Origin of the sequence: Microbacterium sp., from assembly GCF_031988965.1 — a bacterium.
Classification (GTDB): Bacteria; Actinomycetota; Actinomycetes; order Actinomycetales; family Microbacteriaceae; genus Microbacterium.
Genome location: NZ_DALZXX010000026.1, coordinates 1 through 21,510, shown reverse-complemented (window position 1 = coordinate 21,510; position 21,510 = coordinate 1). Strand labels below are relative to the sequence as shown.

The following is a 21,510-nucleotide window of genomic DNA, read 5'->3' as shown; positions in this document are numbered from 1 at the left end:
GACCGGTAGGGACATCGTAGCCAGGTGTCCTGGGTGTACGCCGTCGAGAGGCGTGATTCCGGGTGTCTTGGCGGGTTCGGAGGGGGTGTGGGCGCCGTGTGGGGCGGTGATCTCCCTGACGGGCGGAGGCTTCGCGCCGCATCCTCCGCCCAATGAGGAGTTCTCCGCCCGACGCGGTGCAGCGTCGGTTTCATCACGGGGCGGAACGCGTGATATCCTCGCAAAGTTGACTTCTTCGGAATGAGACACTCGCGCGAGTGGCGGAATGGTAGACGCGCTGGCTTCAGGTGCCAGTGTTCGCAAGGACGTGGGGGTTCGAGTCCCCCCTCGCGCACAGTCGGTGAAAGAGCCGGTCGGAGAAGGTTTCCGACCGGCTCTTTCTCTGTATACGCTCGCCCGGCTCCATGCCGGGGACCTTCATGCGCGCCGCAGCCTCGACCGTCCTCGACTGTCTTATCCCACCTGTTCCGAAACTGTTCTGGGTCGAACCATGCTGGGGGCGACGCCGTACTCTCTGCGGAAAGCGCGCGAGAAGGTGCCCACGTCCGCGAAACCCGAGGAGAACGCGGCACCCCCGACCGTCTCTCCACGCTCGAGCAGCGACTGCGCGCGAACGAGGCGCACGCGACGAATCTCCGCGGCAGGTGAGAATCCGATCCGTGAGCACACGACCTCGAGGTTGCGCACTGACATCCGCATCCGGTCAGCGAGCTCTGCGACGTCGAAATGTGGGTCGACGAAGTTCGCCTGGATGATCTCGATGACGGATGTCGCCGCCGGAGCACGTGGCGCGGACCCTGCACTGCCCTCGGGCGCTGGGGTGAAGGAGAGCAGGACATGTCGCCGTGAGGGCAGCGGGCGCACTGTCCAGGTCACCAGTCGTGGATCGCCCGCCTGCGTGACGAACCAGTCGTCGGCCGACGCCGGCCCGCGTGCACAGACGATGCCGCAGTCCTCTGCGGGGTAGGGCGAACCGTCCGGGCGTCGGGAATGGAGGAGGTCGTGGCTCGGTCCGCCGGTGAGATCGTGCGTACGGCGGAAGCCGAGGAACAGCGCGGCCGCCTCGTTCGCTCTCAAGACCTGGCGGCCGGCGCCGATGATCCAGAGGGGCAGAGGAGCCGCCTCGAAAGCTTCGGCCAGCGGTCCGAGCAGGTGCGGATTCCGGCTGACAGCCTGCGGGTCAACGCTCATCACACTCCTCCTTTCTTGCACGCTAGGAGCGCGCGGAGACGACGCTGTTGCGGCGATGTTTCTGCGATGTAAAAGCGGTGAGGGCTGCGCGTTCTGCCGGATGTGCTGCGTGAAAAGCCTGTCTGCGACGGTGGTGCACCCGATGAGATGAGGATCTGCACCCCCGACAGACAGGAAGACGAATGAGCAACTGGAACGCCTCGCGTGAGGCCGCAACAGAAGAAGTCCGTGGCGCCCGCATCCGCGAAGGTCTGACCTGGGACCAGATCGCTGCCCACATCGACCGGCCATTGCTCTGGACCATTGCGGCACTGCTGGGTTCGCATCCCGTTCCTCAGGCCGAGGCGGAGCGAACCGGCACGCTCTTGGATCTCTCTGCGGCTGCCGTCGCTGCCCTCCAGCAGCAGCCATACCGGCTCGAGGGAGACGCGATGCGCAACGATCCCACGATCTACCGGTTCTACGAACTGCTGGCGGTGTACGGTCCCGCCCTCAAGGAAGCCATCCATGAGGAGTTCGGCGACGGCATCATGAGCGCCATCAACTGCAACGTCGAGCTGAGCCGACGTGAGGATCCCGATGGAGATCGCGTGCGCGTGGTCATCGACGGCAAGTTCCTGAAGTACCAGTGGTGACCTCGATGTCCTACGTCGCCCCGAAGGAGTTCGCCGTCCGCATGATCGATGCGGGTCAGTCCAAGGCGGTCATGTCGACCCGCGACACGCTGATCCGCAGCTACATGGCCGGGGCGATCCTGGCCCTCGCCGCCGCGTTCGCGGTCACCGTCAGCGTCCAGACCGGGCAGCCGCTCCTGGGGGCGCTCCTGTTCCCGGTCGGGTTCTGCATGCTCTATCTCCTGGGCTTCGACCTGCTCACCGGTGTCTTCACGCTGGTGCCGCTCGCCTGGTTGGACCGACGCCCGGGAGTGACGATAGGGAGCCTCCTCCGCAACTGGGGACTGGTCTTCCTCGGCAACTTCGCGGGGGCGCTGACCACCGCCCTCCTGATCGCCATCGTCCTCACCTTCGGCTTCTCCACGCCACCCGATGAGATCGGCCAGGCACTCGGTCACATCGGAGAAGGGCGCACAGTCGGATACGCCGAACACGGTCTTGCCGGCATGTTGACGCTGTTCGTGCGCGGAGTGCTCTGCAACTGGATGGTGTCGACCGGAGTCGTCGGCGCGATGATGTCCGACAGCGTTCCCGGCAAGGTCATCGCCATGTGGATGCCCATCATGTTGTTCTTCTACATGGGGTTCGAGCACTCGGTCGTCAACATGTTCCTCTTCCCCATCGGACTCATGCTCGGCGGAGAATTCACCCTCGGTGACTACCTCGTGTGGAACGAGCTTCCCACGGTGGCGGGCAACCTCGTCGGAGGGCTCACATTCGTCGGGCTCATCATCTTCGTCACCCACGCGCGCACACGCCCGCATCGACTCGTCCAGTACTCGGACAACAACGGTTGATCCGAACCTGCTTGACGTGCAAAAATGAGTATACTCATAATAAAGTACACTCGTTAGTGAGCGCACTGACAAGGAGAGCACGATGAGCAGTACACCGGCAGGCGCACCGATCAACACGACGTACGCGAAAGCGCCGAACAAGACCCTTTCAGCGGGTGGCATCACCTTCGCCTATCGCGAGCTCGGGCCGGTGGAGGACATCCCGGTGGTGTTCTTCGTGCACCTCGCCGGAACGCTCGACAACTGGGATCCGCGCATCGTCGACGCTGTCGCACAGCGGCGTCACGTGATCGCATTCGACCAGCAGGGCGTCGGGGGCTCGTCCGGAACGGTTCCCAAGACGCTGGAGCAGGCGGCTGACGACGCCTACGAGTTCATCAGAGGCCTCGGCTGCACGAAGATCGACGTCTTCTCCTTCTCCATGGGAGGCATGATCGCCCAGGACCTCGCCGTGAAGCATCCGTCGCTGATACGCAGGCTCGTCCTCACCGGCACCGGCCCACGAGGCGGCAAGGACATGGACAAGGTGATCGGCACGACCTATTGGGATGTCTTCCGAGCGGCAGTCACGCGCTCCGATCCGAAGGAGTTCCTGTTCTTCAACCGCGACGCCGAGGGGAAGCGTGCGGCGAAGGCCTTCGTGAAGCGCCTCACGGAGCGCACGGTCGACCGCGACAAGGACATCCGTCTCTCCGCCTTCCAGACGCAGTTGACCGCGATCGCGAAGTTCGGGAGGTCGGTGCCCTCCGATCTCTCGGTGATCACCGGCCCGACCCTGATCGCCAACGGCGACAACGACCGGATGGTCCCCTCGATCCTGTCTCACGACCTCCATGCCCGCATCCCGGGCAGTGAGCTCATCATCTATCCGAACTCCGGTCACGGCGGCATCTTCCAGTACTGGGAGAAGTTCGCACCGGTGGCGGTCCGATTCCTGACCGCTGACCAGCCGGAGCAGGAGCAGCAGCAGCGATGAGAGCGTTCGTCGTCTCGAAGTACAAGACCGCGCTGCACGAGGCGGAGATGCCCGAGCCGATCGTCGGCGAGCACGACGTGCTCGTGCGTGTGCAGGCGGCCGGCATCAACCAGCTCGACGAGAAGATCAGGACGGGAGAGTTCACCGCGATCCTGCCCTACCGTCTGCCGCTCATCCTCGGTCTCGACGTCGCCGGCACCGTCATCCGGGTCGGGGCGGGCGTGAGCCGGTTCCGTGCCGGGGATGAGGTCTATGCCCGGCCCCGCGATCAGCGCATCGGCTCGTTCGCCGAGCGGATCGCGATCGACGAGAGCGATGTCGCGCCCAAGCCGACGACGATCTCGATGGAGGAGGCCGGCTCGTTGCCGCTGGTGGCGCTGACGGCCTGGCAGGCGCTCGTCGAACTCGGCGACGTGCGTCCGGGACAGAGGGTCCTCATCCATGCGGGGGCCGGCGGCGTCGGGTCGATCGCGATCCAGCTGGCGAAGCACCTCGGTGCTGAGGTCGCCACGACCGCGAGCGCAGGGAATGCCGAGTTCGTCCGGCGTCTCGGCGCCGATCATGTGATCGACTATCGCGCTCAGGACTTCGAGAAGGTTCTCAGCGGCTACGACCTGGTGCTCGACAGCCTGGGTGGTGAGAACCTCGAGAGGTCCCTGCGCATCCTGCGTCCTGGGGGCATGGCGATCGGGATCTCCGGGCCGCCCACACCCGAGTATGCGCGCGAGGCCGGTCTGAATCCGATCGTGCGCGTCGTCATCGCCGCCCTGAGTCGCACGATCCGCCGGCGGGCGAAGCGGCTCGGCGTCGACTACCGGTTCCTCTGGATGCGGGCGAGCGGCGATCAGCTGCGACAGATCACCGACCTCGTGGAGAGCGGAGCGCTGCGCCCGATCGTGGGACGGGTCTTCCCGTTCGGCGAGACAGTGGCCGGACTGGAGGCTCTCGCGGAGGGCGGCATCCGGGGCAAGGCCGTCGTCAGCATCCCGTGAGATCGCGCGCGCTGCGCGCACAGCAGCCGGACACAGACGAAGGCCCCGTGAGCGATCGGAGAGATCGCCCACGGGGCCTTCGTCATATCGGTCACTCCGCCGTGCGTGCCAGCTCCGGGTACAGCGACTCGAGGGGTGCGCTCAGTGCCGCCTTGAGCTGCACCGAGATGTCATCGGCGAGCACTTCGTATTCGTCCGCTTCCGTCGCATCCCAGACCTTGCTCACGAGCACGGCCGGGTCGAGCTTCGGGTCGGTGACATGTGCAGCCATCGCCGTGTCGACATAACCCACGTGCACGCCGACGACGTGCACGCCGGCCGGGGCCAGCTCGATGCGCAGCGAGTTGGTCGCCGACCACAGGGCGGCTTTCGTCGCGCTGTAGATCCCGGCCACGGCGTACCAGCTGAGCCCGGAATGGATGTCGACGAGAGCGGATCCCGGCTTCGCCGAGAGGATGGGAGCGAAGGCGCGAGCCAGGAACAGCGGACCGAGGAAGTTCGTCTCGACGTTCGAGCGGATCTCCTCCTCGGTGTGCGAGAGGATGCCGGGGCTCGAGACGGACGCGCCGGCGTTGTTCACGAGCACGGTGACGTCGGGAGCGGCGACGACTGCGGCGGCGATCGAGGCGGGGTCCGTCACATCCAGGGTCAGGGGGACGATGCGCTCGTCGTCCCACTCGCGGGGTGTGCGGGCGGATGCGTAGACCTTCGCGGCTCCGCGGGCGAGGGCGTCGTGCACGAAGTGTGTGCCGATGCCGCCGTTCGCTCCGGTGACGAGGACGACTGCTCCAGAGAGTGAGGGCATGATGATCTTCTTTCTGTTGACGGGTGAGGGGGCCGAGGTCAGGCTCGCGAGAGGAACGGGTAGTCGACGTAGCCGTCGGCGCCGCCGGTGTAGAGCGTTGCGGGGTCGAGCTCGTTGAAGGGTGCGTCGTTCCGGAGTCGATCGACGACGTCGGGGTTCGCGAGGGCGAAGCGGCCGAGCGGAGCGACGTCGGCGAATCCTGCCTCGATGTCATCGGCGATCTGTTCGCGCGTGCGGCCGTAGCGCACGACGAGGACGGCGGTCGGCCACGACTCTCGCAGTGAGCTCAGGAGATCGTCGTCACCCACGTGGTGCACATGCAGGTACGCCAGCCGCAGATGTGCCAGCTCATCGATCAGGTGGCGGTACTGCGCTCGCACGCTCTCGACATCGCCCTCGTCGATTCCGCCGAGGGGCATCGCCGGAGAGATGCGGATGCCGACGCGATCGGTGCCGATCTCGTCGGCGACCGCCTCTGCGACCTCGACGACGAAGCGTGAGCGGTTCTCGATCGAGCCGCCGTAGGCGTCGGATCGATGGTTCGCGTTCGGAGAGAGGAACTGGTGGAGCAGATAGCCATTGGCTGCGTGCAGCTCGACACCGTCGGCACCGGCGGCGATCGCGGATGCTGCCGCGTGACGGAACTCAGCGATGACGTCCCGGATCTCGTCGAGGCCCAGCGCACGCGGCGTGGGAATCGGCTGCGGCCCGGCTGCAGTGAACATGTCCTGCTCGGGCGCGATCGCCGACGGGGCGACCGGCTGACGATGATGGGGCGTGTTGTCGGGGTGCGAGATGCGCCCCGCGTGCATCAACTGGATGAAGAGCGAGCCGCCGCCCGCGTGAACGGCGTCGGCGACGGAGCGCCACCCCGCGACGTGCGCGTCGGTGTGGATGCCGGGAGTGTTCATATACCCCTGACCGTCGGCAGACGGCTGAGTGCCCTCTGTGATGATCAGACCGAGCGATGCCCGCTGACCGTAGTACTCGGCGACGAGCGGCCCGGGGGTGCCATCCGGTTCCGCGCGGTTGCGGGTCATGGGCGCGAGCGCCAGACGGTGGTCGAGGTCGACCCTTCCGAGGGTGAGCGGCTGCCAGAGAGAAGATGCGGTCATTCGGGCGTGTCCTTCGATGTGGGCGGAGTGTCACACCGGACCCGGGTGGGTACGTTCCACGCGTGGGAGAATGAGGCGAACCTTTTTCGAGCATGCGCAGTAGTGACCACAGTCATAACTGAGCTTAATCATTATTAATTCCCGAAGGATCACATGACTGTCGACACCCGGCCACTCGGCCGACGCGAGCGCAACAAACTCGACAAGCTCGAGCGGATCACCGCCGCGGCCGAGGCGCTCTTCGCCGAGCGCGGTGTCGATGACGTCACGACCCAGGAGATCGCGGATCGGGCCGACATCGGTACCGGCACTCTGTTCCTCTACGCCAAGACGAAGGGCGAGCTGCTCCTTCTGGTCCAGAACTCGACGTACGCCGACGCGCTCGAGCGTGGACGTGCGGCCGCCGCTGAGGCTGACGGTGTGCTCGCGGGGGTTCTCGCAGTCATCCGGCCCGTCGTCGAGTGCAACCGGAAGCAGGTCGACAACGGTCGCACCTACCTGCGTGAGATCGTGTTCGGCGATCCGGAGGAGCCGCATCATCGTGAGGCGCTCAGCCTCACCGTTCAGACCGAGGAACTCGTCGCCGAGGTCATCGCCCGGGAGACGGAGAAGACCGGCGACGAGGCGCGGGCCCTCGCTCGGATCGTCTCGGCAGTGATGTTCCTCGCGATGTCGGCCACGGTCAACGCGACACACTCGATCGAGCAGATCGTCGACGAGATCACCGCTCAGATCAGGGTGATCCTGGTCAGCTGAGCCCGTCTCTCGCCGGTGAGGGCACTCGACGGCGGGTGAGCTGGTCGACCAGGGCCGCGGCACACACCCCCACGGCATACGCGACGAGGTCGGCCGCGTCGAAGCCGACGCCCAGGACGAGTCGCACCGGCCAGAACTCCTGCGCCCACAGTGCGGGCAGTCCGGTCAGCTGGAACAGCTCGATCAGCGTGCAGATCGCGAGAGCGCCCGCACCCACGGCGACGCTGCGTGCGCGGGGGACGGCCACGGCGATGACGAGGTAGACCATGACGGCGTACAGCGCGTCGCCGGCCAGACCTGCGATCGGTCCGGAACCGAGGATGTGCGTGAGGAGACCGGCCACTATCACCACGGCGGCGGCGACCAGCAGGCGCCGTCGTCGCCTCCGCACGGGGACTCGCGCATCGGACGATGAGGGGGACTGCACACCTTCACCCTAGGACCGGGGAGGCAACGGCCCCGTGAGACTCGGATTCTCTGTCGCAACCGGCCTCCCGCGCTTCTTCTGAGCGCGACTGAGCTGACGGGAGAGCGGATACTTCTCGTCGAGCCGGGGCTCCAGCACGATGCGCTGGAGGGCCATGATGGCGATGAGTCCGCCTGACCAGTAGGCGATGATGATGGCCGCGGCCGCCCCGCCCAGAGGGAAGCTCAGGATCGTCACGGCGATCCCGACGCCGATGTAGAGCATCCGCCACGCGCGAAGCGTGCGATTGCGGGCGGTCTGCTGCTCTTCGACGCGTCGATCGAGCGATTCGAGGCGATCAGTCTCGTCCATCTCGTCGGAGGGCTGGAAGAGGTCGGTGACGCTCACGCTGAGCGCGTTGGCGATGAGCGCGAGCGATTCGAGGCTGGCGTCCTGTCCGGCTTCGAGCCGCTGCACGGTTCGGAGTCCGACACCGCTCTCGAAGGACAGCTTCTCCTGCGTCCATCCCTGATCGCGTCGGAGCTCGGGGATTCGTGTGTTGTTCATGTCTCCATCGTTTCCGCCGGGGTGAACGGCGCACCACGCCATCCACCCGCCATCCTGCCGTCAGTCGCCCGCCAGCGATCCGCCAACGCGCGGCGGAGTCGAGAGGGAGGGTCGCCGGTCTCTCCGAGCGCGGGAGACGATGGTCTAGCATCGTCCTGTTCGAGCAGATCGGCGGTGCGCGTGAGATGAAGCCTGTGTACGTGGTGGGTTCCGCCAACATCGACCGCTGCTACTCGGTCACCTCTTTCCCCCGCGCAGGCGAGACGCTGAATGCGACCGCTTATGCGGAGTCCCTCGGTGGGAAGGGCGCCAATCAGGCGGCCGCGTCGGCCCTCGCGGGTGGCCTGGTCCGGTTCATCGGCGCGGTCGGGGACGACGCCGGCGGAGCGTCCGTTCTGCACGCCCTCGAGGCCCGCGGCGTCGAGACGACCCACCTCACTCGGCACGAGGGCACGGCGACCGGCAATGCCGCGGTCGTGGTGGATGAGACGGGCGAGAACCTGATCATCGTCGCCGGCGGAGCGAACCTCCTTCTCTCCGGAGACGACGTGCGGTCGGCGCTGGATCGCGCGGAGTCGGGGTCGCTCGTCGTCGCACAGGGGGAGATCCCGGTCGAGGCGATCGCCGCGGCAGCCGAGATGGCGCAGTCACGCGGGTTGTCGTTCCTGCTGAACCTCGCGCCCTTCGTGCCCGTGGATGAAGAGATCCTCAGTTCGGCGTCGCTGCTCGTCGTCAACGCCACCGAGGCGATCGACACGGCAGCGCACCTCGGGCTCGGTGAGCCGTCGGATGCGACCGACGCAGCAGCGCGGCTGCGCGACCATCTGCGCATCGACGTGATCGCGACACTAGGGGGAGAGGGGTGCGTCGTGATGGCGACGGACGGCGACTCGACGGCGATCAGCTCACCCGCGGTGGAACAGGTGGTCGACACGACCGGAGCGGGCGACGCCTTCGTCGGCATCCTCGCCGCACGTCTCGGCAGAGGCGACGACCTCGTCACCGCCTCTCGCGCCGCCACCGTCGGGGCATCGTTCGCGGTGCAGCGACAAGGCACGGCCGAGTCGTACCCGGACGCCGATCAGCTCGACGCGCTCGTCGCCTCGCTCGGGGCGGTGCCACGGTGAGCGGTTCGTCGCAGCGCTTCCCCCGCTCGGTCTATTCGGTGGGCGACGAGCCCGACGCGCGTTTCACCCTCGCGAACGAGCGGACCTTCCTCGCGTGGATCCGCACAGCACTGGCACTTCTCGCGGGAGGCGTGGCACTCGACCTGCTCGGCCTCGACCTGCACTCCGGATTCCGGCTCGCCGCATCGCTCACCCTGGTCGCTGCAGGGATCGTGCTGCCTCTCTTCGGATGGCTGAACTGGGCCGCGACCGAGCGGGCCCTGCGACGCGGCGACGCTCTTCCCGGTTCGTGGCTCGGGGCGTTCCTCGGGGTCGCGGTCACTCTCGCCGGCGTGCTGCTCGCCCTCGCGATCCTGCTGCGCTGATGACGGTCTTCGACCCCGGGCTTCAGCCTGAGCGCACCGACCTCGCGTGGCGTCGCACCGCGCTCGCCGTCGGAGTCGGCTCGCTGGTGTCGATGCGTCTTCTGCCGGCCGTTCTCGGTGACGCGGCGTGGGCGCTCTGCGGTGTGGCGGGAGTGCTCTTCTCGGTGTGGCTGTGGTCGATGGCTCAGCGCCGCTATCGCGAGATCGATCGTCGCCTGCACGTGCAGGGCGACCACGCGGCGCTCCCGGGCGCAGGACCACTGCTCGTGCTGGCCGTCGTGGTCGGAGCCGCGGGGATTCTCGCGCTCGGGGTCATCGCTGTCGGGTGGAGCGCGTGATGACACAGGATCGCGGGATGACTCTCTTCCGCGAGCGGAGCACGGGGCCCGGATGGATGCCGGTCGCCGGCATCCTCACGTTCGCCCTGCTGGCGTTCGTGGCCTGGCTGGTGATTCCCGAGCTGGTCGCCCACCCGGAGTCGATGAACGTCTGGCTGCTCGCGGTGGTCGTGGGGGCGACCATCATGGTGCTCATCGCCGTTCTGCTGCTGATCATGCGCCGGTCGACCGTGGTCGTCACGGCCACCCACGTCGACGTACATCTCGATCCATTCCGAATCATGCATATCTCCCTCGAGGTGATCGAGAGAGTCGAGGAGACGAGTGTCTCGTTCGCGGATGCGCAGGGGTGGGGCTGGCGCCTCGCCGGCACGGAGCAGTACCTGCTCTGGTCGGCAGGGCCCGCCGTGCGGCTGCAGCTGACCCGCGGCGGGGCTCGGATCCTCCGCAGCGATCGCACCGCAGAGCTGATGACGGCGATCGCACAGGCGCGATCCGACCCGCGCCGAGGCTGACCACGGCAGACTGGAGTGGACGACATCCCCCACATCAGGAGACGGCATGACAGATCAGCCTCGCAAGGCACCCGGCCAGGCGGTACTCACGGTGCAGGAGGTCGAGCAGATCAGTCCCGACCTCATCCGCATCACCGCCGGCGGAGACGGGTACGAGGCGTTCACGGACAACTCGTCGACGGACAAGTACGTGAAGATCCTGTTCGCCGATCCGACCCACGGACTCACGCCGCCCTACGACCTCGCGCAGCTGCGCGCGGAGAGTCCCGAGAAGCTCCCGACCCGCCGCACGTACACGGTGCGCTCGGCGGATGCCGCACGGCAGCGACTCGTGATCGATTTCGTGGTTCACGGTGACGAGGGTGTCGCCGGTCCCTGGGCGCGTCGCGCGCAGCCGGGCGACACGCTGGTGGTCAGCGGAGCGGGCGGCGGATACGCGCCCGACCCGGCAGCCCCGTGGCACCTGCTGATCGGCGACCACACGGCCCTGCCCGCGATCTCGTCGGCGGTCGAGGCACTGCAGCCGGATGCCGAGGGACACATCGTGTTGTCGATCGCCGACCACGCCGACCGCATCCTTCCCGAGGTGCCCGCACACGTGCAGGTGCACTGGACGGAGACGGATGCGGAGCTGTTGTCGATCGTCGACGGTCTCACCTGGGCCGACGGACGCCCCGACGTCTTCGCACACGGGGAGCGCGGCACGATCAAGGCCGTACGGGCGATCCTGAAGCAGCGTGACGTGCCCCGCGAACGCCTCTCGATCTCGGCCTACTGGGCGCGCGGACGCGCTGAGGATCAGTTCCAGGCCGAGAAGCGCGAGCCGATCGGCCAGATCGAGTAGCGCAGCGGGGATCGGGCTGGCTGACGTCGGCTCCGCGGCCCCTCGACGGGCTCGCTGACCCCGGCGCTCAGAATCCCTCCGGCTCCCGCGGCGTGTAGGCGCTCTCGAGCGCCGCGATCTCGGAGGGCTCGAGGCGGATGCCGGCCGCGGCGACCGCGTCATCGATGTGCGCGGCCCTGGTCGCACCGACGATCGGCGCGGTGACGGCCGACTGCTGGGCGACCCAGGCGAGCGCGATCTGCGCGCGGGAGACTCCCCGCCCCTCGGCGACGCGCGTGACGGCCTCGACGATCGCCCGGTTCGAGTCCTCCTCTCGGCGATAGAGGGTCTTGCCGAAGGCATCCGTCTCGGTGCGCGCGGTCGTCTCGTCCCAGTCGCGCGTGAGCCTGCCTCGGGCCAGAGGCGACCACGGCAGCACGCCGACACCCGCGTCGAGACAGAACGGGTGCATCTCGCGCTCCTCCTCGCGCTGCAGCAGGTTGTACTGATCCTGCATCGAGACGAAGGGCGTCCACCTGTTCTGCGCGGCGACATGCTGCGCCTTGGCGAACTGCCAGGCCCACATCGACGAGGCGCCGATGTACCGCGCCTTGCCTGAGCGGACGACGTCGTGCAGCGCCTCCATGGTCTCTTCGATGGGCGTCTCGGGGTCCCAGCGGTGGATCTGATACAGGTCGACATGGTCGGTGCCGAGGCGTCTCAGGCTCGCGTCGATGCCGGAGAGGATGTGCGCGCGGCTGAGTCCGGCCTGGTTGGCGCCGGGGCCCATGCGCCCGTGGACCTTGGTCGCGATGACGATCTCGTCGCGCTGAGCGAAGTCGGCGAGAGCGCGCCCCACGAATTCCTCGCTGGTCCCGTCGGAGTAGACGTCGGCCGTGTCGAAAGTGGTGATCCCGGCCTCGAGGGCCTGCCTGATGAGCGGGCGGCTGGTGTCCTCGTCGAGAGTCCACCCGTGCGCTCCGCGATCGGCGACGCCGAAGCTCATGCATCCGAGCACGATCTTCGAGATCTTCAGGCCGGAGCGGCCGAGCCGCACGCTGTCAGAGGTGTCGAGCATCCGATTTCTCCTCGCATCGTCGGGTGGGGGTGTGTCGATGCTCTCACGCCTCGGGGAGTGCAGTCCGTGAGATGTTTCGTCTTCCGCGTCATGAAACGGCGGAATCCGCGTCCTGATCAATGGCGGTGCGACATCGGACTCGTGATCTGACGTCGGGTCGCCGCGTGGACGGCACGGGTGTTCCGGGGGGAGCCCCGTCGCCGTCCGCGATCAGAGGTGGCGGGCGTCGTGGGGGCCCCGCCACCTCACCCTCCGACAGGCGGAGCGGGGTCTCAGATCTGCGCCTCCACGCTCCGAGCAGAGCTGCGGAACGTGAACCACACGACCGCGAGGGCGATGACGCCGAAGAGCATCTCGAGGACTCCGACGAGACTCGCAAGCGGATTCGGCGTCCCGTGGGCGACGGCGAACACCGAGAAGTCCCAGACCGCGTGCAGCACCATCGCCCAGATCAGCGTTCCCGTCGTGCGACGAAGGATGTAGAAGACGGTGCCGATGAGGAATGCGCTGCCGACCTGCTGCAGGGTGGGGACGAGGTCCTGCCCCAGGAAGAAGTTCATGAAGTGCATGAGTCCGAAGGCGGCGGAGGTGAGGAACCACACCCAGACCTCGGAGAGGCGGCTGCGCAATGCGACGAGCATGAGTCCGCGCGCGGTCATCTCCTCGGTGAATCCGACGAGCAGCAGCACGAGGGATGCGGCGAAGAAGACGCCGTCGTACGACGCCCAGTCGGTGAGGGTGAGGTTGATGATCGCAAGCAGGGCGACGAGGAGCGGCACGAAGATCGGCCACCGGTGGTGACTGCGTGCATCCTCGAACAGGGTGGGACGCCACCATCCGAGAAGCGACGTCGTGATCGCCAGCAGGATCGTCGCGATGATCAGCGACAGGCCTCCGCCGAGGAAGAGGTTCTGCCCGCTGTCTCCCCATTCGTCGTAGGGGATGCCGGTGGCCGTCTGCACCCCGAAGACGATCACGATGTAGGCGAGCCAGATCGCGAAGCCGATCCACACCCGGGGACGTACGCGCAGAGAAGTCGTCATGCACGAAGCATGCCAGAATACTGCCGCCTCTCGGGAGGTCGAGGCGCCTCCGCTCGTCAGGCTGCCGCAGAGCTCGCCGCCGACGCCGTCGGGGCCTGTGCGCGCTCGCGCCCCCGCTTGCAGATCCACGTCATGACACCGGCGATCACGAGCGCCGCGACGATGTAGAGCGTGACCCACAGGCCGCCCTCGGGATCGAGGGCGAACCGCACCGACTCGTCGGCCTGAGCGTTCTTGCGCCCACCTCCGAGTACGAGGAACCAGAACAGGCCGAACAGCAGCGAGGCGATCGTCGCCACCCACGCGAAGAAGCCGCCGACCGAGTAGCGACGGAGCACCGTGAACAGCACGGCGAGGAACAGCACGAGGATGTGCCCGCCGACGATCGCGAGGAACGTGGGGTCCTGAGCAGCGAGAGCGAAGTCCATGGGGAGCCTTTCGAGGAGTCGAGTGCGTCGCGCGAGCGGTCGTCGCGCGTCCTCCTCCTAAGACGAGCGGACTGCCCGCGGTGTGACAGATCCGATCGCCGGGGGCAGCTCACCGCGTGATCACCGTCTCCGACGCCACCACCTCGCTCGTCATCGGGAGGGCGCCGAGGATCCGGGGGCGACCCTCCACCCATTCGACGCCGATTCCCTCGGCCGCCAGGGCGTCGGGACGGATCGCGATGTCGAGCAGCGGCAGGGTGAGGTCGCCGTAGCGGGCGGCGACCACGGCATCCCGGCTGTCTGCGGTGGTGGCGTGGATGAAGCCTGCGTCATCGACGTGCACACCCCGAGTCGCGACGGAGTACTCGCCGAACCCTCGGCTCATCTCCCAGTCGTCCTGGATGGCGATGTGGTGGATCAGGTCGGTCACGTCGGCTCCTTAAATGAAACGGTCTCGTAGCATTATTGCTACAGTAACCCTATGACGGGAAAACGAGGCAGGCCTTCGGTGTCCGAGGCGCTCGCTCGCGACGAACGAGTGGTCGACGTCGTGATCGCCCTGCTCACGGGGGACGGGATCGAGGCACTGACCTTCGACCGCGTCGCCGCCGAGGCTCATGTCGCCAAGCGCACCCTGTACGGCGTGTTCGGCGACCGTACCGGCCTCGTGCGGGCAGCGATCCGCCGACAGCACGCGTATCTCGGCGACGCGGGCGACGGGTCGAGCGATCTGCGGTCTGCATCCCGAGCGATCCTCCTGCATCTGCTCGGTGACGAAGCCGTCGGCATCCACCGCGCGATCATCGCGGCCGCAGCCCTGCATCCGTCCCTCGCTCAGGAGTTCTACGACGAGGGGCCCGGTCGCGCGCAGGGGTTCCTCGCCTCGCACCTCCGCGCGGAAGCCGCGGTGTCACCGGAGCTCCTCTTCGCCGCGCTCCTCGGCGAGCCGCATCGTCGTCGACTCCTGGGGCTCGCCGGACCTCCGACTCCCGAGGAGGTCGACGCCCAGGTCGACGCGGTACTGCGTACGTTCGGGCTCCTTCGCTGACGACCGCCGCCGCAGGGCGGGAATCCTCCTCGCCCTGAACCGAGCTGTCAACCGCCCTGCGCTCGCCGCAGAACCGAGGAATCATGGGGAACTCGGAAACGAACTCAGGAGGCACCATGACGAACATCGATGCATTCGCGAACAGTCTGCCGCCGGAGATGCCGGGCATCCCTCCGGTCGACGACTTCACCGACGGCACCTTCCCCACCGACACCGAGGCGCCCGAGACCCAGGGAGAGGATCCGCTCGAGGCGGAGTTGGGTGAAGACGGACAGGGCGATCTCGCACCCGAGGACGAACCGGATGCCGTCAGCGGCGATGCGCCCCGTGACCTGAGGGACGGCACCGAGTGAGCGGCGGAGCCGGACCCGAGACGAGCGACGCCGAGAAGCGCATCGCCGAGCAGATGAAGGAACGCGGTGCGGAGGATCCGCATCTCGTCCAGGGCATCCCGGCCGGTGGCGGTGGCGCCGATTCCGGGCCCGCCGAAGCGGTGCGGGTCGAACCGGATTCGTGGGACGAGAACGCCGAAGGCGTCGACACCGAGCAGTCGGTGCACAATGACGAGCCGGGTGTCGGCCCGCGCAGCGCGGACTGATCTCGGGGGGCTTCGAGCCTGTCGCCTTGACGTCGACGGGCCGGAGCCCCATCACGCGTAGGATGCTGCGCGTGACCGACGTACGGGATGACGGACCCTTCTTCCACGGCACCAAGGCGGACCTGCGACCGGGTGATCTGCTGACCGCGGGGTTCCCCTCGAACTACCGCCCCGAGATCGTGATGAACCACATCTACTTCACGGCGGTGGCCGACGGTGCGGGTCTCGCCGCCGAGCTCGCTCCCGGCGACCGGGAGCCGCGCGTCTACGAGGTCGAGGTCACGGGGGAGTTCGAGAACGACCCGAACGTCACGGACAAGAAGTTCCCGGGCAACCCGACCCGCTCGTACCGCAGCAGTGCGCCCCTTCGGGTGATCCGCGAGGTGCACGACTGGACACGCCTTGCTCCCGAGGCGCTCGCCGCGTGGCGGGAGCGCCTGTCCGTGATCCGCGACGAGCGCGGCGAGATCATCAACTGATCGGGCGTGCGCTCCGCCGCGCCACAGCCCCGAGCGCGCGGTCGACCACGACGAACACCAGTCCGACGACGACGAGTGCCACCGTCAGCGCCACGACCCACTGGGTGACGCCGAGGACCCCGAGCGCATCGACGTCCATGAAGGGGTACGGATACCGCTGGCCGGGTGTGAACTCGCCGCCGAGGGCACCGTAGGCGAAGGCCCACACCAGGTACACGTAGGGGATGGAGATCCACAGCAGCGGGTCGAACCAGCGGAACGCCCCCTTCGGGACGAACAGCAGCCAGTCGACGATCATCAGCAGGGGCGTGATGATGTGAATGAGGTTGTCGGTGAGCGAGAACACGTCGGTGTCGCCGTCGGCGAATCTCGTCGGCACGAGGACGACCAGGTAGATGAGCATCGTCACCGTGATCGCCATCATCACGGCGCCACTGCCGCGCGGACTCGGAGTCGAGGTGCCGACCGGTCCGCTGCGCCGGAGATCGCGCACCGTGCGGACGATGAGCAGCAGCATCCACGCCAGGCAGAGCAGGTTGCTGACCATCGTGTAGAACAGCACGGTCGTCCACGCCGGCTGCCCGGTGAGGAGGTCGGCGTGGCGCACCACGCCGGTCACGATGACGGCCAGCGCGATGACTCGGTACACGAGTGCCACCGGTCGGGAGTTGATCGCGGCGCGGGCGAAGAGCGCGGGGCGCGGCGACTCGGCGGTCGTGGAGGCGGGAGCCGCGGACGGAGAGACAACGGCTTTCGACATACTTCGAGGCTACGCGTCCTGCAGCGTCGGCCGCGCCGGGTCAGCGACGTACAGGATCGGAATCCCGGTCTACGAAGCGCTCGAGCTCGCGCCGGGTGGGTGCTGCCTCCCAGTCGCCGGGCACGAGGCAGGCCATCGCGCCGCAGGCGTTCGCCCGGTGCAGGATCGCATCCGTGTCGAGTCCTTCGAGCAGCGCGCTCAGGTATCCGCTGACGAACGCATCGCCGGCGCCGACCGTGTCGACGACCTCGATCACGAAGCCGCCGGCTTCGACGACCGTGTCCGCCGTGACCACGGCGGCACCCGCGGGGCCGAGCTTCACGACGGTGGTCGCGCATCCGGCATCCCGCAGCGCTGCCGCGGCATCCGCCACCGACCGCTCCGGGTACAGGATCGCGAACTCCTCCTCGCCGCCGAACACGACGTCGGAACGCTCGGCGAGTTCCCGCAGCACCGGCCCCGCGACCTCCGGCGACGCGAGCGCGGAGCGGTAGTTGATGTCGAAGCTCACGGTCGCACCGGATGCTCGCGCCCGGTCGATCGCCGCATGCACGGCATCCCGCGCGGTGGCGGACAGCAGGGGAGTGATCCCGGTGATGTGCAGCAGCGAGGCACCTTCGACCCAGCCCTCGGGCAGGTCCTCGGGGCGCAAGCGGGATCCGGCGGATCCGGCGCGGTAGTAGTGCACGGCGGTGGATGATGCCGACGGACGCTCCTTGACCATCAGGCCGGTGCGCGCCTCGGCGTCGATCACGGCATGCACCTGCACGCCGTCTCCGCGGATCTCACGGGCGACGCGCTCACCCAGGGAGTCGTCGCCGACGCGTCCGAGCCACGACACCGCCACTCCGAGACGTGCGAGCCCGATCGCGACGTTGCTCTCGGCACCGCCGATGCCGAACGCCATCGCGTTCGCGTGGCGCAGCGAGCCGATCTCGGTCGTACGCACGAGCGCCATGGTCTCGCCGAGCGTGACGACGGACGGCGAGGTCACGCAGCGCTCCGCGTGCAGACCTCGACGAATGCGGCAGCCCGCCCGCGCAGCGCGGCGAGGTCGCCTCCGCTGAAGGCGTCGCCGAGCAGCGGTCCGCCGACGCTCACGGCGACGGCACCGGCACGCAGCCAGGCGTCGGCTCCCGCGAGATCGACGCCGCCCGAGGGCACCGCGACCAGATCGGGGAACGGACCGCGCAGGTCCTTGAGGTACGAGGGGCCGACCTGTCCTGCGGGGAACACCTTCACGGCAGACGCACCCGCAGACCAGGATGCGAACAGCTCGGTCGGAGTCAGCCCGCCGGGAACGATCGGCACTCCGGCATCCGACGCCTGGGCGACGAAGTCGGTCGACGTGATCGGGGTCACGACGTAGGCGGCGCCCACCTCGATCGCCCGGGTCAGGTCGTCGGTGTTCGTCACGGTGCCGATGCCGAGGTCGATCGCGTCGCCGAAGCGCGCGAGCAGGTTCGGGAAGTGCTCGAACGTGCCGGGGGTGGTCAGTGTGAGCTCGACGCTGCGGATGCCGGCATCCACGAGCACGTCGAGCACGGCGTCGTAGTCCTCGGCCCGCCTCGCACGGGCGACGACGATCAGGCGCGAGTCGACCGTGCGCTGCGGCAGGGCGACCCGGCGGACCTCACCGGTCATGGCCTCACCAGTCATGGACGGTCCCGTCGAGCAGGCGGTTCACCGGCAGGTACGCCTTGGTGTACTCGTGGCCCGCCGCGGCATCCTCATCGAGGTCGACACCGAGTCCGGGCTTGTCGCCGGGGTGCAGGAAGCCCTTGTCGAATGTGAACGAGGTCTGGAACACCTCGAGCGTCTGCTCGTTGTGCGGCATGTACTCCTGGATGCCGAAGTTGTGGATCGCGAGGTCGAGGTGCAGGGCCGCGGCCATGCCGACCGGCGAGATGTCGGTCGGGCCGTGGATGCCGGACTTGATGCCGTAGATCGCGGCGAAGTCGAGCAGCTTCTTCATGGCCGTGATGCCGCCGGTGTGCGTGACCGCCGAGCGCACGTAGTCGATCAGGCGCTCGGTGATCAGGGTCTGGTAGTCGAAGACCGAGTTGAAGACCTCGCCGATCGCGAGCGGCGTGGTCGAATGCTGGCGCACCAGGCGCAGCGCGGTCTGGTCTTCACCCGGGGTGCAGTCCTCGAGCCAGAACAGGTCGTACGGCTCGATGTCCTTCGCGAAGCGCGCGGCCTCGATCGGCGACATCCGGTGGTGGCCGTCGTGCAGGATGCGCAGGTCGGTGCCGAAATCCTCGCGGATCTTCGAGAAGATCCCGGGCATGTGGTTGAGGTAGTTGCGGGTGTCCCACGTCTCTTCGCTGGGACGGTCGCCCGAGCGCTTGGCGGGCTCGTAGTCGTAGCGCACGCCGGGGCCGGTCGACGAGACGCCGTAGATCTGGCCGAGGCCGGGCACACCGGTCTGCACGCGCACCGCCGTGTAGCCGAGCTCCTCGTAGCCGGTGATCGCGTTCTTGAGCGCGGCGTAGTCGGTGCCGGAGGCGTGGGCGTAGACGCGGACGCCCTCGCGGCTCGCGCCGCCGAGCAGCTGGTACAGCGGCATCCCGGCCTTCTTGGCCTTGATGTCCCACAGCGCCATGTCGACCGCGGCGATCGCGGCCATGGTCACCGGGCCGCGGCGCCAGTACGGGCCGCGGTAGAGGTACTGCCAGGTGTCTTCGATGCGGTCCTCGTCGCGACCGACGAGCATCGAGGCGACGTGGTCGGAGAGGTACGAGGCGACGGCGAGCTCGCGGCCGTTGAGCGTGGCGTCGCCCAGGCCGACGATGCCGTCGGAGGTCGTGATCTTGAGCGTGACGAAGTTGCGTCCGGGGCTGGTGATGTTGACGTCGACGATCTCGATGGTCATGTCGTTCTCCTGAAGATGCGGGGCGAGGTGTGGGGTGCGGACGTTCGGGCGTCCGCACCCCTGGTCGTGATGTGACGCGCGATCAGATCGCGTCGCGGGGGTCCGTCAGGTCGCGGCCGGCGACCTCGGGCATCCAGATCGAGGCGATGAGCGCGCTCAGGGTGAAGATGAAGAGCATGATGATGATCGGGATGAACGAGCCGGTCGCGGCCGAGACCCAGGCGGCGGCGATGACGGGACCCGCGCCGGTCGCGATGATGGCCGCGATCTCACGTGCCATGGCCGTGAACGTGTAGCGGTTGCGCGCACCGAACAGCTCGGGCAGCGTGAGGTTCTCGAGCGACGCGAAGCTCATCACCGCGAGGTTGTGCAGCACGACGTAGCCGATGAAGACCTGCAGCGTGACACCGCTGCTGATCATGAGCATGGTCGGGACGATGACGATCAGTGCGACGACCGCCCACACCATGTACATGCGCTTGCGGCCGAAGCGGTCACCGAGCCAGCCCGAGAGCGGAACGGTGATGAAGGCGACGAGCGACGAGACGATCACGGCGTTGACGCCGATCGAGCGGTCGAGCAGCAGCACGACGGTGATGTAGCTGATCAGGTAGGTCTGGATCATGCCGGAGTTGCCGGCCTGGCCGAAGCGCAGCAGCAGGGCGATCGAGAACGCCTTCCAGGGCTTGCGGTTCATCGCCTCGAGGGTGCGGATGTCGTTGGTCTCGGTGGCGAGCTGGATCGTCTCCTCGCGGGACAGCGCCTTGCCGTCGATGACGTCGTCGCGCTCCTCGAAGACCGGGGTCTCCTTGAGGTTGAAACGCACCCAGATCGCGAAGAGCATGATGATCGCGCTGCCGATGAACGGGATGCGCCATGCCCAGTCGATGACTTCCTGCTCGCTGTAGGCGACGAGCAGGATCGCCCAGATGCCCGACGCGAGCAGGGTGCCGCAGTTGGTGCCGAGGGCGACGAGCGAGGCGATGATGCCACGGCGCTTGGCCGGTGCGTACTCGGCCAGCATGACGCCGGCGCCCGAGATCTCCGCGCCCGCACCGAAGCCCTGCGCGATGCGCAGCAGCACGAGCAGGATCGGCGCGAGCACGCCCACCTGGTTGTACGTCGGCAGGAAGCCGATGAGGGTGGTCGCGAGACCCATCAGCAGGATCGTGTAGAACAGCACCTTCGTGCGGCCGGTCTTGTCACCGAGGCGCGCGAAGAAGAAGGCGCCGACCGGGCGGGCGACGTAGCCGACGCCGTACGTGGCCATCGCGGCGACCACGGCGACAGCCGGATTCTCCGACGAGAAGAACAGGTCGGCGAAGACCAGAGCGGCTGCCAGCGAGTAGAGCTGGTAGTCCATGAACTCGAGGGCCGTGCCGAGCCATCCCGAGATGGCGGCGCGAACGAGGTCTTTGACCGACCTCTTCGCGGTGGGATCGGCGGCCGTGGCCGTCGTCTGCGGTTCTGACATGAGAGGTACTCCTTCGGACCAGGAACAGGGTGAGGTGTCGGGTGGGGTGTCGCTAGAGGGACAGCAGGACCTTCGCCGAGGCCGACGAGTCGCGAGCGAGCTCGAAGGCCTGGACGGCGTCGGATGCCGGGAGGACGTGCGAGATGACGGAGTCGAGGGCGTCGGATGCGGCCAGCAGGGCCACCGCGTCATCGATCTCGGTGGAGAAGCGGAAGGCGCCGCGGATCGTGAGCTCCTTCGCGAGCATCGGGGCGAGGTTCACTCCGATGTCGGCGTTGGG

28 protein-coding genes, 1 tRNA gene and 1 pseudogene are annotated in these 21,510 nt (G+C 67.8%); 15 read left to right on the top strand and 15 right to left on the bottom strand.

Annotated elements, in window-relative coordinates:
* The first annotated feature begins 251 nt into the window (after positions 1-251).
* Positions 252-334, top strand: a tRNA-Leu gene (locus RTM68_RS07670).
* Positions 335-453: 119 nt separating this feature from the next.
* On the opposite strand, the gene RTM68_RS07665 is transcribed toward RTM68_RS07670, so the two are convergent.
* Positions 454-1,191 carry a helix-turn-helix domain-containing protein gene (locus RTM68_RS07665; RefSeq protein ID WP_312169765.1) on the bottom strand — a complete coding sequence of 246 codons (738 nt, stop codon included), beginning with the start codon at positions 1,189-1,191 and terminating at the stop codon, positions 454-456.
* Positions 1,192-1,373: 182 nt separating this feature from the next.
* Here RTM68_RS07665 and cynS point away from each other — a divergent pair, with 182 nt between their 5' ends.
* From cynS to RTM68_RS07645, 4 genes are all read left to right on the top strand, one after another.
* The gene (cynS, locus tag RTM68_RS07660) at positions 1,374-1,826 is read left to right on the top strand and encodes a cyanase (RefSeq protein ID WP_312169763.1); all 453 of its coding nucleotides are present in this window, start codon (positions 1,374-1,376) and stop codon (positions 1,824-1,826) included.
* Between the two features lie 5 nt (positions 1,827-1,831).
* Positions 1,832-2,662: a formate/nitrite transporter family protein gene (locus tag RTM68_RS07655; protein ID WP_312169777.1), complete on the top strand. Its 831-nt coding sequence runs from the start codon at positions 1,832-1,834 to the stop codon at positions 2,660-2,662.
* Positions 2,663-2,744: 82 nt separating this feature from the next.
* Positions 2,745-3,638: an alpha/beta hydrolase gene (locus RTM68_RS07650; RefSeq protein ID WP_312169761.1), complete on the top strand. Its 894-nt coding sequence runs from the start codon at positions 2,745-2,747 to the stop codon at positions 3,636-3,638.
* Positions 3,635-4,630, top strand: coding sequence for an NADP-dependent oxidoreductase (locus RTM68_RS07645; RefSeq protein ID WP_312169759.1), 996 nt, complete (start codon positions 3,635-3,637; stop codon positions 4,628-4,630). Before RTM68_RS07650 ends, RTM68_RS07645 begins: the two co-directional genes overlap by 4 nt.
* Positions 4,631-4,721: 91 nt before the next feature.
* Here RTM68_RS07645 and RTM68_RS07640 read toward each other — a convergent pair whose 3' ends face one another.
* Positions 4,722-5,435, bottom strand: a complete 714-nt coding sequence (locus RTM68_RS07640) for an SDR family oxidoreductase (RefSeq protein WP_312169757.1) — start codon at positions 5,433-5,435, stop codon at positions 4,722-4,724.
* 38 nt (positions 5,436-5,473) lie between these two features.
* A complete protein-coding gene (locus RTM68_RS07635) occupies positions 5,474-6,550 on the bottom strand; it encodes an alkene reductase (RefSeq protein WP_312169755.1) in 1,077 nt (358 codons plus the stop codon).
* 153 nt (positions 6,551-6,703) lie between these two features.
* Between RTM68_RS07635 and RTM68_RS07630 the strand changes: the two genes are divergently transcribed.
* Positions 6,704-7,306, top strand: a complete 603-nt coding sequence (locus RTM68_RS07630; RefSeq protein WP_312169753.1) for a helix-turn-helix domain-containing protein — start codon at positions 6,704-6,706, stop codon at positions 7,304-7,306.
* Here the strand turns inward: RTM68_RS07630 and RTM68_RS07625 are convergent.
* Both RTM68_RS07625 and RTM68_RS07620 read right to left on the bottom strand, forming a co-directional pair.
* A complete protein-coding gene (locus RTM68_RS07625; RefSeq protein ID WP_312169751.1) occupies positions 7,299-7,733 on the bottom strand; it encodes a DUF2809 domain-containing protein in 435 nt (144 codons plus the stop codon). The two genes, RTM68_RS07630 and RTM68_RS07625, sit on opposite strands and share 8 nt — an antisense overlap.
* A 9-nt stretch (positions 7,734-7,742) precedes the next feature.
* The gene (locus tag RTM68_RS07620; protein WP_312169749.1) at positions 7,743-8,279 is read right to left on the bottom strand and encodes a helix-turn-helix transcriptional regulator; all 537 of its coding nucleotides are present in this window, start codon (positions 8,277-8,279) and stop codon (positions 7,743-7,745) included.
* A gap of 200 nt (positions 8,280-8,479) precedes the next feature.
* On the opposite strand from RTM68_RS07620, the gene RTM68_RS07615 reads away from it, so the two are divergent.
* The 5 genes from RTM68_RS07615 to RTM68_RS07595 are packed head-to-tail and all read left to right on the top strand — an operon-like array spanning position 8,480 to position 11,468.
* Positions 8,480-9,406 carry a ribokinase gene (locus RTM68_RS07615; protein WP_312169747.1) on the top strand — a complete coding sequence of 309 codons (927 nt, stop codon included), beginning with the start codon at positions 8,480-8,482 and terminating at the stop codon, positions 9,404-9,406.
* Positions 9,403-9,771: a DUF202 domain-containing protein gene (locus RTM68_RS07610; RefSeq protein WP_312169746.1), complete on the top strand. Its 369-nt coding sequence runs from the start codon at positions 9,403-9,405 to the stop codon at positions 9,769-9,771. Before RTM68_RS07615 ends, RTM68_RS07610 begins: the two co-directional genes overlap by 4 nt.
* Positions 9,771-10,109 (top strand): DUF202 domain-containing protein, encoded by a 339-nt coding sequence (locus RTM68_RS07605; RefSeq protein WP_312169744.1) that lies wholly within the window; start codon positions 9,771-9,773, stop codon positions 10,107-10,109. The genes RTM68_RS07610 and RTM68_RS07605 overlap by 1 nt, the downstream gene beginning before the upstream one ends.
* A 17-nt stretch (positions 10,110-10,126) precedes the next feature.
* Positions 10,127-10,624 (top strand): hypothetical protein, encoded by a 498-nt coding sequence (locus tag RTM68_RS07600; protein ID WP_312169742.1) that lies wholly within the window; start codon positions 10,127-10,129, stop codon positions 10,622-10,624.
* Between the two features lie 46 nt (positions 10,625-10,670).
* Positions 10,671-11,468, top strand: coding sequence for a siderophore-interacting protein (locus tag RTM68_RS07595; RefSeq protein WP_312169740.1), 798 nt, complete (start codon positions 10,671-10,673; stop codon positions 11,466-11,468).
* 67 nt (positions 11,469-11,535) lie between these two features.
* On the opposite strand, the gene RTM68_RS07590 is transcribed toward RTM68_RS07595, so the two are convergent.
* The 4 genes from RTM68_RS07590 to RTM68_RS07575 all read right to left on the bottom strand — a co-directional run bounded on the left by RTM68_RS07590 (position 11,536) and on the right by RTM68_RS07575 (position 14,426).
* Positions 11,536-12,525, bottom strand: a complete 990-nt coding sequence (locus RTM68_RS07590; protein WP_312169738.1) for an aldo/keto reductase — start codon at positions 12,523-12,525, stop codon at positions 11,536-11,538.
* Between the two features lie 272 nt (positions 12,526-12,797).
* A complete protein-coding gene (locus RTM68_RS07585) occupies positions 12,798-13,568 on the bottom strand; it encodes a CPBP family intramembrane glutamic endopeptidase (RefSeq protein ID WP_312169736.1) in 771 nt (256 codons plus the stop codon).
* Positions 13,569-13,624: 56 nt separating this feature from the next.
* Positions 13,625-13,996 (bottom strand): hypothetical protein, encoded by a 372-nt coding sequence (locus RTM68_RS07580; protein WP_312169734.1) that lies wholly within the window; start codon positions 13,994-13,996, stop codon positions 13,625-13,627.
* A gap of 109 nt (positions 13,997-14,105) precedes the next feature.
* Positions 14,106-14,426: a DUF952 domain-containing protein gene (locus tag RTM68_RS07575; RefSeq protein ID WP_312169733.1), complete on the bottom strand. Its 321-nt coding sequence runs from the start codon at positions 14,424-14,426 to the stop codon at positions 14,106-14,108.
* A 51-nt stretch (positions 14,427-14,477) separates the two neighbouring features.
* On the opposite strand from RTM68_RS07575, the gene RTM68_RS07570 reads away from it, so the two are divergent.
* The 4 genes from RTM68_RS07570 (at position 14,478) to arr (ending at position 16,121) form a co-directional block, all read left to right on the top strand.
* Positions 14,478-15,044 (top strand): TetR/AcrR family transcriptional regulator C-terminal domain-containing protein, encoded by a 567-nt coding sequence (locus RTM68_RS07570; RefSeq protein WP_312169731.1) that lies wholly within the window; start codon positions 14,478-14,480, stop codon positions 15,042-15,044.
* 116 nt (positions 15,045-15,160) lie between these two features.
* Positions 15,161-15,397, top strand: coding sequence for a hypothetical protein (locus RTM68_RS07565; RefSeq protein WP_312169730.1), 237 nt, complete (start codon positions 15,161-15,163; stop codon positions 15,395-15,397).
* Positions 15,394-15,642, top strand: a complete 249-nt coding sequence (locus RTM68_RS07560; RefSeq protein WP_312169728.1) for a hypothetical protein — start codon at positions 15,394-15,396, stop codon at positions 15,640-15,642. Before RTM68_RS07565 ends, RTM68_RS07560 begins: the two co-directional genes overlap by 4 nt.
* A 71-nt stretch (positions 15,643-15,713) precedes the next feature.
* Complete coding sequence (gene arr / locus RTM68_RS07555; protein WP_312169726.1) at positions 15,714-16,121, top strand: NAD(+)--rifampin ADP-ribosyltransferase; 408 nt, start codon at positions 15,714-15,716, stop codon at positions 16,119-16,121.
* On the opposite strand, the gene RTM68_RS07550 is transcribed toward arr, so the two are convergent.
* From RTM68_RS07550 to RTM68_RS07525, 6 genes and pseudogenes are all read right to left on the bottom strand, one after another.
* Positions 16,114-16,881, bottom strand: a complete 768-nt coding sequence (locus tag RTM68_RS07550) for a Pr6Pr family membrane protein (protein WP_312169724.1) — start codon at positions 16,879-16,881, stop codon at positions 16,114-16,116. The genes arr and RTM68_RS07550 overlap by 8 nt on opposite strands.
* 40 nt (positions 16,882-16,921) lie before the next feature.
* Complete coding sequence (locus RTM68_RS07545; protein ID WP_312169723.1) at positions 16,922-17,875, bottom strand: sugar kinase; 954 nt, start codon at positions 17,873-17,875, stop codon at positions 16,922-16,924.
* Positions 17,872-18,540, bottom strand: coding sequence for a bifunctional 4-hydroxy-2-oxoglutarate aldolase/2-dehydro-3-deoxy-phosphogluconate aldolase (locus RTM68_RS07540; RefSeq protein WP_312169722.1), 669 nt, complete (start codon positions 18,538-18,540; stop codon positions 17,872-17,874). The genes RTM68_RS07545 and RTM68_RS07540 overlap by 4 nt, the downstream gene beginning before the upstream one ends.
* Positions 18,530-19,756, bottom strand: coding sequence for a D-mannonate dehydratase ManD (manD, locus tag RTM68_RS07535; protein ID WP_210096502.1), 1,227 nt, complete (start codon positions 19,754-19,756; stop codon positions 18,530-18,532). The genes RTM68_RS07540 and manD overlap by 11 nt, the downstream gene beginning before the upstream one ends.
* An 82-nt stretch (positions 19,757-19,838) precedes the next feature.
* Complete coding sequence (locus RTM68_RS07530) at positions 19,839-21,230, bottom strand: MFS transporter (protein WP_312169719.1); 1,392 nt, start codon at positions 21,228-21,230, stop codon at positions 19,839-19,841.
* A 52-nt stretch (positions 21,231-21,282) separates the two neighbouring features.
* Positions 21,283-21,510 (bottom strand): annotated as a pseudogene (locus RTM68_RS07525) (L-idonate 5-dehydrogenase); the annotation flags it as partial.

Bases quoted from the DNA above. Each gene is read 5' to 3' on its own strand.
- RTM68_RS07665 (WP_312169765.1), bottom strand. From the start codon at position 1,191: ATGAGCGTTGACCCGCAGGCTGTCAGCCGGAATCCGCACCTGCTCGGA.
- cynS (WP_312169763.1), top strand. From the start codon at position 1,374: ATGAGCAACTGGAACGCCTCGCGTGAGGCCGCAACAGAAGAAGTCCGT.
- RTM68_RS07655 (WP_312169777.1), top strand. From the start codon at position 1,832: ATGTCCTACGTCGCCCCGAAGGAGTTCGCCGTCCGCATGATCGATGCG.
- RTM68_RS07650 (WP_312169761.1), top strand. From the start codon at position 2,745: ATGAGCAGTACACCGGCAGGCGCACCGATCAACACGACGTACGCGAAA.
- RTM68_RS07645 (WP_312169759.1), top strand. From the start codon at position 3,635: ATGAGAGCGTTCGTCGTCTCGAAGTACAAGACCGCGCTGCACGAGGCG.
- RTM68_RS07640 (WP_312169757.1), bottom strand. From the start codon at position 5,435: ATGCCCTCACTCTCTGGAGCAGTCGTCCTCGTCACCGGAGCGAACGGC.
- RTM68_RS07635 (WP_312169755.1), bottom strand. From the start codon at position 6,550: ATGACCGCATCTTCTCTCTGGCAGCCGCTCACCCTCGGAAGGGTCGAC.
- RTM68_RS07630 (WP_312169753.1), top strand. From the start codon at position 6,704: ATGACTGTCGACACCCGGCCACTCGGCCGACGCGAGCGCAACAAACTC.
- RTM68_RS07620 (WP_312169749.1), bottom strand. From the start codon at position 8,279: ATGAACAACACACGAATCCCCGAGCTCCGACGCGATCAGGGATGGACG.
- RTM68_RS07605 (WP_312169744.1), top strand. From the start codon at position 9,771: ATGACGGTCTTCGACCCCGGGCTTCAGCCTGAGCGCACCGACCTCGCG.
- RTM68_RS07600 (WP_312169742.1), top strand. From the start codon at position 10,127: ATGACTCTCTTCCGCGAGCGGAGCACGGGGCCCGGATGGATGCCGGTC.
- RTM68_RS07595 (WP_312169740.1), top strand. From the start codon at position 10,671: ATGACAGATCAGCCTCGCAAGGCACCCGGCCAGGCGGTACTCACGGTG.
- RTM68_RS07590 (WP_312169738.1), bottom strand. From the start codon at position 12,525: ATGCTCGACACCTCTGACAGCGTGCGGCTCGGCCGCTCCGGCCTGAAG.
- RTM68_RS07585 (WP_312169736.1), bottom strand. From the start codon at position 13,568: ATGACGACTTCTCTGCGCGTACGTCCCCGGGTGTGGATCGGCTTCGCG.
- RTM68_RS07580 (WP_312169734.1), bottom strand. From the start codon at position 13,996: ATGGACTTCGCTCTCGCTGCTCAGGACCCCACGTTCCTCGCGATCGTC.
- RTM68_RS07570 (WP_312169731.1), top strand. From the start codon at position 14,478: ATGACGGGAAAACGAGGCAGGCCTTCGGTGTCCGAGGCGCTCGCTCGC.
- RTM68_RS07565 (WP_312169730.1), top strand. From the start codon at position 15,161: ATGACGAACATCGATGCATTCGCGAACAGTCTGCCGCCGGAGATGCCG.
- RTM68_RS07550 (WP_312169724.1), bottom strand. From the start codon at position 16,881: ATGTCGAAAGCCGTTGTCTCTCCGTCCGCGGCTCCCGCCTCCACGACC.
- RTM68_RS07540 (WP_312169722.1), bottom strand. From the start codon at position 18,540: ATGACTGGTGAGGCCATGACCGGTGAGGTCCGCCGGGTCGCCCTGCCG.
- manD (WP_210096502.1), bottom strand. From the start codon at position 19,756: ATGACCATCGAGATCGTCGACGTCAACATCACCAGCCCCGGACGCAAC.
- RTM68_RS07530 (WP_312169719.1), bottom strand. From the start codon at position 21,230: ATGTCAGAACCGCAGACGACGGCCACGGCCGCCGATCCCACCGCGAAG.